This is a genomic window from Methylobacterium guangdongense, assembly GCF_038442355.1.
In the GTDB taxonomy this organism is placed as follows: domain Bacteria; phylum Pseudomonadota; class Alphaproteobacteria; order Rhizobiales; family Beijerinckiaceae; genus Methylobacterium; species Methylobacterium guangdongense.
The window spans coordinates 15,740-28,602 of the sequence record NZ_JBBXMX010000036.1 but is presented as its reverse complement, the minus strand read 5'-3'; the positions used below and the strand labels follow the sequence as shown (position 1 = coordinate 28,602).

The window sequence follows — 12,863 nt, the reverse complement described above, 5'->3', positions numbered from 1 at the left end:
GCAGCGTCAGGTAGGGCGCAACCAGCGCCCATTCCTCATCGGAAACGTCGGACGAATACGGCTTGCGGGCAATGCTCATGCCCGCCCATCTGAGCATCAGCCCGACCCAGGTCCATAACAGCCTCTAGCCGCCGGGAATGCCGTTTGCGTTTTCCCAGAGCGGTCGTTAGCCAAACTTTCGGCAACCTCGGTTAGGAGTGGCGAGTGGAAGTCAGCGACTCGCCTCGAAGCGGACGCTCCGCACCAAACTCACCTCGCCCTAAAACCTGGTCCACACCGGGCCGCAACAATAGTCGTTTGCCTCGCCGCCGTGAGGGCAGCAATGGGCCCATCTTGGTCGTCTAGAAAGCGCTGGCTCGACGCTAGAAGCGGATGACGGCAAGCCGTCGCTGGTCGGACCTTGCTCCGGCGGGAGGGGCACGTTGGTTCATCTATGGCGTACTTGCCGGATGTGACTATAGGCCCAGCGAGGCGCAAACCCGGTGGTGGAGGCATCGTCTTTTTAAGGGCGGCTAGGACGGCAGCGGCTTACGATGACGGGCGAGTGCCACGGACTTATGGCCAGATTGCCCTGATGTAGCGTCCCCCGCCGGCTCACATTGGACTGACACGGTGCCGATGAACGCGCATTGGCGCAGCGTTCGAACTGCCTTTAGTGTTGAGGTGACATAAGGACGATCTGTATGGCAAAGGCAACCTGAGGAACTTGACGGTGAGCCGCTCACAGTTGAGATCGTATGCGATCTTAGATCGAAGGCTGCAGCGGCGGCGCTCGACTTCTCTGGGCTTATATCTGGCGGCGGTCCTAGCAGCTTCGACGGCATCGGCTCGGGCCGACGATTTTAGCGCCCTGTTTGATCGCGATACCATTGTTTCGGTCGGCGGGTTTGTCGGGCGCGGCCCCCGTTTCCAGGGTAGCAAGCAAACAGGGCTCTGGGGGCTGCCTTACCTGTCGTTCCGTAAAGTCGATGAGCCACGCGACTGGTGGTCCCCAGACGACGGCCTCGATGTCACGCTCATCAGTCAGGGGGCGTTGCAAGCGGGCGCAGTGCTGGACTTCCGTGAAGGCCGCCACAACAACGATGATCGCCGGCTCGCTGGATTACCGCGATTGCCGGTGACGGTTGGTATCGGCCTGTTTGGCGAGGTCTGGCCGATCGCCGATACCCTTAGGCTGCGGGCCGAAGTAACGCAGGGTGTCCGCGCTCACGATGGGCTCATAGCCAAGCTGGGGGCCGATCTCGTAGCCCGCGTTGGGCGTTTCACCCTCAGCGCTGGACCGCGATTCGTCGTGGGCGACGCGGCTGCGATGCGGCTTGACTTCGACGTGCCCGTCGGGACGGCACTCGTGAACCCGATCCTCACGCCATACCGCGCCTCAGCTGGACCGCGTTCCGCCGGAGCGACAACGGCACTCAGCTACGACTGGTCGGATGCCTGGCAGACACTCGGCTATGTTCGCTATGATCGGCTGATCGCATCGGCATCTGACAGCCCGATTGTCCGGCACGTCGGCAGTGCGAACGAGTTCACGGTTGCTGTCGGAGCAATCTATTCGTTTCGCATAGCCCCGTGACCAAAGGCCAAATCTAAACAAATCACGCGACGTCAGACGGGAAGCTCACGCTTTCGTGATGACTGTTGCATGTTGAACACACAAGGTCTAATTCAACAATGTAGATTTGCCTCGCCGGATTGTTTCCAAGATTTTCTGGCTATCACTCTCCAGAACAGGTGGAGAGTACAGTGGCACGCATTCTTCTGACGGGCGCGACCGGGCTGATCGGCGGCGCCGTGCTACACATGGCACTCGGTCGAGACGAGGACGTGACTTGGGTTTGCCTGGTGCGCTGCGCGAGTATCGAGCAGGGGCGTCAGCGCGTAGCCGCGCGCCTGGAGCGGTTCACCGACCCGTTCACGGCCCAGCGCCTCGCGCGCAAGGTCGAGATCGTGCCGGGCGATTTCACGCGTGCCGACCACGACATGGATCCGCGGCTCGACGAGTGCACCCACGTCCTTCATCTCGCCGCCGACACGTCGTGGTGGGGTGGAGTGGGGGTGTTCCGTACCAACCACGACGGAACGTTGGCGCTCGCGCGCCGTGCTCAGGCCATGGCGAGACTGGAGCGGTTCCTACACGTCGGCACCGCCATGATTTGCGGGGCCGACGCGCCCAGCCTCGTCGACGAAACCGCCTATCCGGCCGATGGTGCCCGACACATCGTCGGCTACACGCAGTCGAAGGCGGCAACGGAGATCTCGCTTGCCGAGCAGTTTCCCGACCTGCCGATCGTCGTCGCACGGCCTTCTATCGTCGTCGGCCACTCGACGCTCGGCGCAGCACCGAGTTCGAGCATACTTTGGGTGCTGCGGGCCGCCGATGCCCTGCGTATGCTACCCTGCAGTCCTGAGAGCTGCGTCGATATCGTTCCGGCTGATTGGGTCGCCGAGACGCTCGTCAGCCTCCTGACGAAGCCGGATCTGAAGCACGACTTGTATCACCTCTCGGCCGGCGCTGCCGGGCGCACCCGCTGGGCCGACGTGATCGCTGCCTTTGAGGCTGCTGAGCCGAGCGATGGCGTACGCTCTTTCCGGCAGTTCGATCTCGATCGCGACAGCTCCCTCCTGCGCAAGCGCTTCGCGGAGGTATTCGGCCTCGACGATGCATCGAAACGGGCGATGTTGCGCGCCACCCGAGCCTACTACGCCTTCTGTTCCCTCGATCTCACCTTTGCCAACGAGCGCCTCATCGAGGAGGGCTTTGCACAGGCACCCTCGCTCGCATCTTATTTGCCGATCTGCCTCGCGAACTCAGCCGAGATCGTCGAGCAGTTCTCCGACGACCTTGAGATGTTCGCGCCGGCACCTGCATCACCCGCGTCTTCGCCGGACTTGCCGATGGCGGCGATCGCATGAATCCGTTCTTGACCCTCGCAGTGGCGATCGGGGCGGAAATCTCGGCCACCTTGGCCCTGAAGGCAGCGGACGGGTTGACCAAGCCGGGCCCGACCCTTGTCGTCGTACTCGGCTACGGGACAGCCCTATGGCTGATGTCTACGAGCATGGACATGCTGCCGATCGGTGTCGTCTACGCGATCTGGGCCGGCGTCGGCATGGTCGGGGCTGCCCTCGGAGGCGCACTCCTATTCGGGGAGGTGGTCAACGTGGCGATGATCGCTGGCATCGCGATTATAGCCTGCGGAATTGCAGTTCTTGCCGCCGCACAAGTCCAGCATTGATGGCGGCTCCGGAGTGCCAATCAAGCGGCTTCCGCATCGAAGATGCGCGTGTTGGATCCTACATCGAGATGATCGATCAGCTGCATCTTCGCAGCCAAGCTTAGACAACCGTGCAAGCGATGGCGGTGGATGACGGCTCCCCTATCCAAGTCACAAGCGGCAATAAATCGCCAGCCCGGAAGCAAACGCTCTCAAGGCACCAATAGGGTCGTGAGCAGGGGCGGCGGAAACGTCCGCTTCGATGCCTCCATCTTTCAGAAGCAGACGTGCAGGAATCCACCCCAAGCGGTCCTACGGCTTACGACCCCACTCAGACATCCGAGCAGTCGTCGGCAGATCCCGGAAGCGGCCATTCGTCCGCCATCCAGCGACTTTAATTGAAGTCAGAAAGCGGCTTTAAGGCGTCGATCCGGCACCCGGCATGACGGGGTGAGGGCACTGGCTCTTACCAATGTCAGCTACCACGTCGGCCACCGAGGGCTAGGCCAACCTCTCGATAGATAGCGATTTGTACCGCCTCTCGCGCGAGGAGCTTGAGGCAGAGGTCCTACGCCTGCGGGCGAAGTTGGACGGGCACCCTGATCCCGCTTCAGAAACGTCTGGTAGCCGACGCCGCTCAGCCACAGCCGATGCCGACGTGCTGTTCTCTGCTGTCGACAAGACCGGCCTGCCGATGATCATCACGGATCCCAACCAGCACGACGACCCGATCATCTTCGCCAACCGCGCCTTCCTAAACCTTACGTGCTACAGCAGCGACGAGGTCGTCGGGCGTAACTGCCGCTTCCTTCAAGGACCGGACACCGAGCCCGACCACATCGATGAGATCCGCGCTGCGCTGCGCGACAACCGCGACCTCAATATCGAGATCACCAACCACCGCCGCGACGGCACGCCCTTCGTCAACGCTCTGTTCATGGGCCCGGTCTTCGACAGCGAGGGACGGTTGCGCTACCGCTTCGGTAGCCAGATCGACGTGACCGAGGCGCACCGCAACCGGAGGCGGTTGGCCGAGAGCGAGGCGCGGCAGCGCGCGATCTTCGACAGCGCCAGCGAGATGGCGATCATCGTCACGGACACCGAGGGCCGGGTGACCGACTGGAACGTCGGAGCCGAGCGCATCCTGGGCTGGACCGCCGAGGAGATGCGCGGACAGACCGTCGAGCGGATCTTCACGCCCGAGGACCGTGCTACCGGACGAGGGCGGGAGGAGATGGCGCTCGTCCTCCACGAAGGGCACGCCGAGGACGTGCGCTGGCATATGCGCAAGGATGGAGGGCGGTTCTACGCGGTCGGTGACATGACCTCCCTTCGTGGCGTGGACGGGACGCACCAGGGTTTCGTCAAGGCGATGAGCGACCGCACCGAGCAGCGTAACACCGCCGTCCAACAGCAAGCGGACGCCGAGTTCATGCGCAGCGTTCTCGCGTCGTCGGCCGACTGCATCAAGGTGCTCGACTTCGACGGCGCCCTGACGTTCATGAGCGAGGGCGGCCTTCAGGTGATGGAGGTCGGCGACTTCAACGAGATTAAGGGCTGTCCCTGGCACGGCTTCTGGAAGGGACCGGGGCATGCCGATGCCGTGGAAGCCCTGGACAAGGCCAAGGGCGGGGGCGTCGGGCACTTCCAGGGTCCGGCCAACACCTTCCTCGGCACGCCCAAGTGGTGGGACGTGCAGGTTACGCCGATCTTCGGTGCAGACGGGCGGCCGGAACGCATCCTCTCCGTCTCGCGCGACATCAGCGAGCGGAAGTCGTTCGAGGAGCGCTTGGCGGCGAGCGAGGACCGTTCGCCCCCTGCGAGACCGATCTCGATCGATCGGTGTGCAAGTTCGCCCTTGTCGAGCCCGACCTTCTGGTCATCGAAGATCTGACCGCCGACCCACGCACCGCCGGCAATCCCCTCGTCACGAGCGAACCCGGCATTCGCTTCTATGCCGGAGCGCCGCTGCGCCTCCCGGACGGGCATGTGCTCGGCTCCCTATGCGTCATCGACATCCTGCCGCGCCCCGGCGGCCTCACCCCCGAGCAAGCCGACGATTTGCGTGCGCTCGGCCGGCAAGTCGTCTCCTTGCTCGCTGCGCGCCGAGCCCTGATCGACAGTCAGGCCGCCGCTGAAGGTGAGCGGGAAGCCCAAGCCTCCAAAATCGCTCGTGCCGAACTGAGCGAGGCGCAGAACGTAGCGCTTCGGGCGAGCGGCGCTCGGGATCAAGCGGCCCAGGAGGCCGGCGGTGTCGGCACCTTCGAGGTCGACGTCGCCTCGGGCATGATGCAGGTCTCGGCCGAGTTCTGCCGCCTCTACGGCGTGCCCGTCTCACCCCTCTACTCAGCCGCGATCTTCGAGGCGATGGTCCTGCATGAGAATGCGGACGTTCGATCCAGCGACGACAGCCGGCTGGATGGTAGCGCCTCGCTCGACGTCGAGTACCAGATCCGCCGGGCAGACGACGGCAGCATCCGCTGGATCGTGCGCCGGACAACCTTCACTCGCGATGACGCCGGAACCGTCCTAGGCATGTTCGGTACGGTCAGGGACGTCACAGAGCGACGTGCAATCCAGGATGCACTCCAGGCCAGTGAGACTGTCGCACGCGAGAATGCGCAGCGCGTTCAGCTCGCCCTCGCTGCGGGTGCCATCATCGGCACGTGGAACTGGAACATCCCGGAGGATCGTTTCACCGTCGATGAGGCGTTCGCGCACTCCTTCGGGCTCGATCCTGCGCTGGGCCGTCAGGGCATCCCGCTCGCCCAGATCGTCGCGACCGTGCATCCCGAGGACCAAGCCGGACTAGGGCGTCTCTGCAAAGGGTTCACAGGCTGGCTGTTCGCCCCCATGTGGGCGTGATGCGACGCTTTGAACTGACTGACGCGCAGTGGGATCAGATTGCCCCATTGCTGCCTCCGCAGAAGCCGCCCACGGGCCGGCCCGCAGAGGATCACCGCCAAGTCCTCAATGGCATGCTCTGGATCCTGCGCACGGGCGCCCCTTGGGAGGACTTGCCAGCGCGCTATGGCCCTGTCGGCACGGTGTCGAGCAGGTTCTACCGCTGGCGCAAAGCGGGTGTGTTCGACCGCGTGCTGAAGCGCCTGCAAGCGCAAGCGGATGCACGCGGGGATCTCGACTGGGACCTGCACTTCGTGGACGCCACGGTGGTGTGCGCCCACCAGCACGCCGCCGGGGCACGCCGGTCCGGCGCCATCGGGGGGTGAGGCCACGGTCGAAGGCGTGGGCGAGGCGCTCGGGCGCAGCCAGGGCGGTTCCTCATCCTGAGCCTGTCGAAGGATCGACCAAGCTGCATCTGCGTGCCGAGGGCGGCGGTAAGCCGATCACGGCTGTTCTGACGACGGGCGAGCGTCACGAGCAGTTCGCGCTGGATGCTCTGATGGACAAGGGGGCGGTGCCCCGCCCGGGACGAGGCCGACCGCGCCTGCGGCCGCGCCGGACGGCGGGGGATCGGGGCTATTCCAGCCCACCGGCTCGCCGCCGCCTCAGGCAACGCCGGATCGAACCGGTCATCCCAACCCGCAGGGATCAGCCACGCCAGCCCGACTTCGACAAAGCCGCATACCGCGAGCGCAACAAGGTCGAGCGGCTGATCAGCCGGCTCAAGCAGTACCGCCGTATCGCCACCCGCTACGAGAAGCGGGCCGCCAACTATCTCGCCATGGTCACGCTTGGCATGACCATGCTCTGGCTCAAATGACTTTGCAGAGACGCCCTAGCCGCGGCCATCACGTCGGCGATCCTCCGGGGCGGGGCCTATGCGCACCAGTACCGCGTGCGTAGGGCTGACGGGCGGTACTATTGGATCGAGGCCAACGGACGGGTCGATAAGGCCGAGGACGGCACGGCGCTGAGCTTTCCCGGTGTGCTTCTCGACATTGAGGAGCGGCGCGCCGTGCAAGAGGCCTTGCGCGCGAGCGACGCGCACTGGCGCGGTCTGTTCGCGCGGCTCAGCGAGGACTTCATCGTTGGCGAAGCGATCCGAGACGCCGCCGGACGCATCACGGACTGGCGCTACCTCGACGTCAATGCCGCCTGGGGTGAACTCGTCGGCGTCGATCCTACCGCTGCCAGGGGCCGGACGATCCGCGAGGTCTTCCCCGGCATCGAGGATGACTGGGTCAACGAGTTCGCCGACGTCGTCGACACTGGCCATCCCGTGACGTTCACGCGGCAAGTCGGCAGCCTGCGCCGCTGGTATCAGGGCAGCGCCTTCCCCCTCGGGCCCGAGCAGTTCGGCGTCGTCTTTCTCGACGTCACCGCGCGCATCGAGGCGGATGCGCGTCGCGACGCGCTTCTCGAACTGGGTGATCGGCTGCGCGATCTCGACACCGTGGCCACCCTCCAACCAGGCCGCCGCCGAGATCCTCGCTCGTAACACCGGGGCCACCAGGGCGGGGTATGGGCTGGTCGACGCCGGGCGGGAGACCGTCGAGGTGCTGCCGGACTGGTGCGCGGCAGGCTATGCCTCGATCGCCGGCCCGCACAGCTTCCGCGACTACGGCTCGTTCGTCGACGACCTCAAGCGCGGCGAAGTCGTCGCGGTGGAAGATGTCACCTACGACCCTCGCACCCACGACAACGCAGAGGCGTGGCTCACCATCGGCGCGCGCTCCCTCCTCAACGCGCCGATCATCGAGCGAGGCCGCCTCGTCGGCATCGCGTTGCTTCACTACGCCGAGCCGCACGTCTTCATGGACGAAGATCTCGCTTTCGTGCGTGTGGTCGCCGACCGTGTGCAGATCGCGGTGGCCCGCGTCCGGGCGGAGGCCGACGAACACCTGCTGAACGAGGAGATTTCGCATCGCCTCAAAAACTCGTTTGCTATGGTGCTCTCGATTGCGGGGCAGACGCTGCGCACGATCCCGGAGAGAGCGCCGGTCCAGGCGTTCGAGCAGCGCATTCACGCGCTCTCCTCCGCTCACGACGTGCTGCTGCGCAGAGCGTGGACCGCGGCACCCGCGCGGGACGTAGTCGAGGCCGTGCTCGCGAATGCAGGCCATGCCGACCACATCGTGGTCTCGGGCCCCGAGATCGATCTCGGACCACGCGCGACGCTGTCGCTGGCGCTGCTGCTACACGAGTTGACGACCAACGCTGCGAAGTACGGGGCCCTGTCCGTCCCCGAGGGTCGGGTCATGGTGGATTGGCGTCTCGACGGAATGGACGGGGACCGGGAGGTCACTTTCGACTGGACCGAGCAGGGGGGGCCACCCGTGATCCCGCCCGCGACGAGCGGGCGGAAGGGGTTCGGCGCGTGGTTGATCAAAACGGGCTTGGTCGGAACAGGAGACGTCGACCTTCGTTACCTTCCTTCGGGGTTCCAAGCGACGATGCGGGCGCCGCTCGTTCAGTTGCAGGGATCCTGAGGAAACATGCTAGGTCAGTCCACTCCGTCGGCACGGCCGATCGTCCTCGTCGTTGAGGACGAACCGATCCAGCGCTTCGACGCGGTGGATTGCGTCGAGGATGCCGGGTTCGAGGCGGTCGAAGCTGCCAGCGCGGAGGAGGCGATCCGCATCCTGGAGGCCCGGCCAGACATCCGGGTGGTATTCACGGACATCGACATGCCGAGAGGCATCGACGGGATGAAGTTGGCGGCGGCGATCCGGGATCGCTGGCCACCGATCGAGATCATCATCGTCTCCGGGCGGCGTCGGCCACGGCCTGAGGACATGCCGGCGCGGGGAGTGTTCTTCGCCAAACCCTACAAACGCAACGAGATCGCGGCGATGATACACCGAATGACGCCCGCGCGGATCTAACTCCGTTAGAAAACAGCAGGATCGTGCGCGGGTAGGACGGTGTCCGATTAGACGCGGCTACCGCGCGAAAGCGGACCGACTGCAAGCCACCCTGAGCTGCCATTCGGCTTACGACCCAATGCGGACACCGACGAGCCGTTCAGTGCATCTTGAAAGCGGACGTCCTCGATCCCCGGTCGGCTGCTATCAGCGCATATGCCGCAGACGCCGATCCAAAGTCTAAAAGACACATAAATTTCGAGGTGTTGCCCGCCGGGGTATTCGCAGCCATGAAGGCTTGACGCCGCGCGACAGACATATCCAAGATCGTGATAGAAATCGACCTCACCGCCCGCCGGCAGGCTGCGCTGGCTCGCTACGCGATCCTCGACACCGAGGCAGAGGCCGAGTTCGACGCCATCGTCCAAGCCGCCTCCGCCGCCTGCGGCATGCCGGTCGCGCTGATCTCGCTCCTCGACGCCGGCCGACAATGGTTCAAGGCAGAGACCGGCTTCGGGTCGCGCGAAACGCCCATCGCTTCCTCGATCTGCGCGTACACGGCCGAACAGCGCGACGTGCTTGTGATCCCCGACACGACCCGCGATCCGCGCACCGCCTACAACCCCCTGGTGACCGGCTCGCCGCATGTGCGCTTCTATGCCGGTGCGCCGCTGGTGACCGCCGATGGCCTTGGGATTGGGGCGTTGTGCGTTCTCGACACCAAGCCCAATCAGTTGAACGCCACGCAGACGCTGATCCTGCGGACGCTGGCGAGCCAAGCGATGGCGATGCTCGAACTGCGCCGCTCCCTGAAGGACCGCCGCGAGAGCGATCGTCGGAACACTGCGATCCTCGACAGCGCGATCGACTACGCCATCATCGCGATGGATCTCAAAGGGCAGATCACTAGCTGGAACACCGGTGCCGAGAGCATCCTCGGCTGGTCCGCGACCGAGATGTGCGGCCAGCGGGCGCACGTGTTCTTCACCGAACTCGATGTGCAGAACGGCATCCCGGAGGCTGAGATGGGCTCAGCCCTCATGCACGGGCGCGGCACCGACGAGCGCTGGCACATCCGCAAGGACGGCAGCCAGTTCTGGGCCAACGGCGAGATGATGCCGCTCCTTGATGAGCACGGCACGCCCGAGGGGTTCCTGAAGATCCTGCGCGACCGGACGGTTCAACGCCAAGCCGCCGAGCGGCAGCGGGCGGATGCCGAGTTCATGCGCGGCGTCCTCGCGTCCTCCGCGGACTGCATCAAGGTCCTCGACCTCGACGGTGGGCTCACCTTTATGAACGAGGGCGGTCTCCGGGTAATGGAGATCAGCGACTTCAACGAGGTCAAAGGCTGCCCGTGGCCGGACTTCTGGCAAGGCCAGGGGCATCAAGATGCCCTTGCTGCCCTTGATGCCGCCAAGGCCGGTGGGATCGGCCATTTCCAGGGTCCGGCCGACACCTACGCCGGCACGCCGAAATGGTGGGACGTGCAGGTTACTGCGATCCCCGGTGCGGATGGACGGCCGGAGCGGCTGCTCTCCGTCTCCCGCGACATCACCGCCCAGAAGACGATTGAGGGTGATCTCGCCCTCAGCGAGGCGCGCTGGCGCGGCCTGTTCGTGGGTATGCAGGAGGGCTTCTTCCTCGGCGAACTGATCCGCGATGAAGACGGTCGCGCCATCGACTACCGGTTCCTAGAGATCAACCCGGCCTTCGTGCAGCAATCCGGGCTGCCGGCCGACAGCATTGGTCGGACGGTCCGAGACCTCATTCCCGACATCGATCAGTGGGTGATCGACACCTACGCTGGCGTCGTCGAGACGGGCAAACCGATCTCGTTTGAGATCACCGTGCCGGCCTTGAAGCGCACTTTCGAGGTCCGCGCCAATCAGGAGCACGACGATCGGTTCAGCTGTCTGTTCCTCGACATCACGGCGCGCCGGAGTGCCGATGTGCGCAGGGCGGCGATCGCCAAATTCGGTGACCGCTTGCGCGATGAGAGCGACAAGGCCGCCGTTGCCAAGATCGCGGCCGAAGTCATGGGCCGGACGCTCGGTCTCAGCCATGCCGGATACGGACAGGTCGACCTTGAGCAGGAGACGATCGTCGTCGCTCAGGAATGGTCGGCCGCCGGTCTGCGGAGCATCGCTGGGCTGCACCATTTTCGCGATTATGGATCGTATATCGAGGAGCTGAAGGCCGGGTACGATGTCGTCATCCCGGACACGACGGATGATTTGCGCACGGTCGCCGACGCAGCCAACCTCGCTAAGATCGATGTCGCCGCCATCCTCAATCTGCCGGTGATGGAACGCGGACGGTTCGTCTCGCTATTCTATGCCCTGCACGCGACGCCTCACGTCTGGCTCGACGAAGAGATTGCCTTCGTGCGCAACGTCGCCGACCGCACCCGCGCGGCGATCGCCCGCATCGAGGCCGAGGAGCAGCAACACGTCCTCAATCAGGAACTCAGCCACCGGCTGAAAAACACCCTGACCCTGGTACAGTCGATCGCCTCGCAGACTTTGCGAAACGCTGAGAGCATCGACGAAGCCCGTGAAGCCTTGGCCGCGCGCCTGATCGCACTCGGCAAGGCGCACGACATTCTGCTGAGCGGACGCCACGACTGTGCACCGATCACCGCTGTGATCGAGGGGGCCTTGTCCCTGCATCAGGACCAGTTTGGCCGCTTCCGACCGTCCGGTCCGGACCTGCGCATCGGTCCCTCGGCCGCCCTGGCGCTTGGCCTGATGCTGCACGAGCTAGCGACCAACGCGACCAAGTATGGCGCGCTCGCCAACCCACAGGGGTACGTCGATCTCGTCTGGACGCTGTGCGGTGCGGAGGCCAATGCCGAATTCAAGCTGATCTGGACCGAGCATGGCGGTCCACGGGTGACGCCACCACGCCGACGCGGGTTCGGCTCACGTCTGATCCAGCGCGGGCTCGCCGGTGGGACCGTCGATATGCGCTACCCCCCCGAGGGCGTGGTCTGCACGCTGACGACGTCGGTCGCCGACCTGATGGCGGGCGGTTGAACATAGCGTCGCGCCCACCGGACCTTTCGCATAAGTCAAACATTGGGTCTGATGACCTCCGATCCCTCGACTGCTTCGCCCTGCGCCCTTGTCGTCGATGACGACAGCATGATCCGCATGGACGCAGTCGATATCCTCGAAGAGGCAGGGTTCACGACCTTCGAGGCTGCGTCCGGCGATAAGGCCCTGCTTGTGCTCGAAGAGCACCATGCGTGCATGACGCTGCTGTTCACCGACGTGCAGATGCCGGGCGTGCACGATGGTTTCGCCCTCGCCCGCAAAGTTGCGAGCGCCTATCCGCATATTTCGATCGTTGTTGCGTCGGGGCAGACCAAACCACGGACGCATGATCTGCCGGACGGGGCGCACTTCATTGCCAAGCCGTTCAGCGCGAAGATCGTGCATCGCCACCTGCACGACGTACTACCGGACGAGCAGAAGCCGGATCCCTTGCGTAAAAAAATCTCCGCCTGAACGATACGGGTATGTCCGCCGTCAGCACTCAGTGCGACGCAAGTAAGCATCTGCTACACCTGCTGATGGACAGAAGCGGGCACGGCGGTGTCCGCTTCTATGCATTCACCCCAAAAGCGGACCGGCGGAAATCCACCCCAAGCAGCCCTCCCGCTTGCGACCCAACCCGGCCGCTGGGAAGAACGTTTGCGTTTCTCAAATGCGGTCGTTCGTCGGCCACCCCGCAAGCGCGGCTCGGGGGGAACCGGACCCCAACATACTGCCCGCAAGCCGACCCAAATTGCGACGGTCCGATAGGGTTTGAGGAACGGAACCGTCAAGCTGGAACGTAGCAGTTCTGATAGGGCAGTCTCACAGACCCGAGCGTA

Annotated in this window: 11 protein-coding genes and 2 pseudogenes; 12 read left to right on the top strand and 1 reads right to left on the bottom strand. The window is 64.6% G+C overall.

What is annotated here, in order from left to right; all coding sequences use genetic code 11:
- The first annotated feature begins 712 nt into the window (after positions 1-712).
- The 10 genes and pseudogenes from AAHG09_RS30490 to AAHG09_RS30445 all read left to right on the top strand — a co-directional run bounded on the left by AAHG09_RS30490 (position 713) and on the right by AAHG09_RS30445 (position 9,007).
- Complete coding sequence (locus AAHG09_RS30490) at positions 713-1,576, top strand: MipA/OmpV family protein (RefSeq protein ID WP_342111874.1); 864 nt, start codon at positions 713-715, stop codon at positions 1,574-1,576.
- 170 nt (positions 1,577-1,746) lie between these two features.
- Positions 1,747-2,916 carry an SDR family oxidoreductase gene (locus AAHG09_RS30485; RefSeq protein WP_342111872.1) on the top strand — a complete coding sequence of 390 codons (1,170 nt, stop codon included), beginning with the start codon at positions 1,747-1,749 and terminating at the stop codon, positions 2,914-2,916.
- Complete coding sequence (locus tag AAHG09_RS30480; RefSeq protein WP_342111868.1) at positions 2,913-3,239, top strand: DMT family transporter; 327 nt, start codon at positions 2,913-2,915, stop codon at positions 3,237-3,239. Before AAHG09_RS30485 ends, AAHG09_RS30480 begins: the two co-directional genes overlap by 4 nt.
- A gap of 508 nt (positions 3,240-3,747) precedes the next feature.
- Positions 3,748-5,112 carry a PAS domain S-box protein gene (locus AAHG09_RS30475; RefSeq protein ID WP_342111866.1) on the top strand — a complete coding sequence of 455 codons (1,365 nt, stop codon included), beginning with the start codon at positions 3,748-3,750 and terminating at the stop codon, positions 5,110-5,112.
- Positions 5,061-6,083 carry a GAF domain-containing protein gene (locus tag AAHG09_RS30470; protein WP_342111864.1) on the top strand — a complete coding sequence of 341 codons (1,023 nt, stop codon included), beginning with the start codon at positions 5,061-5,063 and terminating at the stop codon, positions 6,081-6,083. Before AAHG09_RS30475 ends, AAHG09_RS30470 begins: the two co-directional genes overlap by 52 nt.
- Positions 6,083-6,942 (top strand): annotated as a pseudogene (locus AAHG09_RS30465) (IS5 family transposase). Before AAHG09_RS30470 ends, AAHG09_RS30465 begins: the two are co-directional and overlap by 1 nt.
- A 15-nt stretch (positions 6,943-6,957) precedes the next feature.
- Positions 6,958-7,147, top strand: a pseudogene (locus AAHG09_RS30460) (PAS domain-containing protein); the annotation flags it as partial.
- Positions 7,138-7,620, top strand: coding sequence for a PAS domain-containing protein (locus tag AAHG09_RS30455; RefSeq protein ID WP_342111878.1), 483 nt, complete (start codon positions 7,138-7,140; stop codon positions 7,618-7,620). The pseudogene AAHG09_RS30460 and the gene AAHG09_RS30455, both read left to right, overlap by 10 nt.
- Complete coding sequence (locus AAHG09_RS30450) at positions 7,520-8,611, top strand: HWE histidine kinase domain-containing protein (RefSeq protein WP_342111862.1); 1,092 nt, start codon at positions 7,520-7,522, stop codon at positions 8,609-8,611. Before AAHG09_RS30455 ends, AAHG09_RS30450 begins: the two co-directional genes overlap by 101 nt.
- A 6-nt stretch (positions 8,612-8,617) precedes the next feature.
- The gene (locus AAHG09_RS30445; RefSeq protein ID WP_342111860.1) at positions 8,618-9,007 is read left to right on the top strand and encodes a response regulator; all 390 of its coding nucleotides are present in this window, start codon (positions 8,618-8,620) and stop codon (positions 9,005-9,007) included.
- Positions 9,008-9,054: 47 nt separating this feature from the next.
- On the opposite strand, the gene AAHG09_RS30440 is transcribed toward AAHG09_RS30445, so the two are convergent.
- On the bottom strand, positions 9,055-9,414 hold the full coding sequence (locus AAHG09_RS30440; protein WP_342111857.1) for a hypothetical protein: 360 nt from the start codon (positions 9,412-9,414) through the stop codon (positions 9,055-9,057).
- A 21-nt stretch (positions 9,415-9,435) separates the two neighbouring features.
- Between AAHG09_RS30440 and AAHG09_RS30435 the strand changes: the two genes are divergently transcribed.
- Positions 9,436-12,021, top strand: coding sequence for a PAS domain-containing protein (locus tag AAHG09_RS30435; protein WP_342111855.1), 2,586 nt, complete (start codon positions 9,436-9,438; stop codon positions 12,019-12,021).
- A gap of 51 nt (positions 12,022-12,072) precedes the next feature.
- The gene (locus tag AAHG09_RS30430; protein WP_342111853.1) at positions 12,073-12,495 is read left to right on the top strand and encodes a response regulator; all 423 of its coding nucleotides are present in this window, start codon (positions 12,073-12,075) and stop codon (positions 12,493-12,495) included.
- The last annotated feature ends 368 nt before the right edge of the window (positions 12,496-12,863 follow it).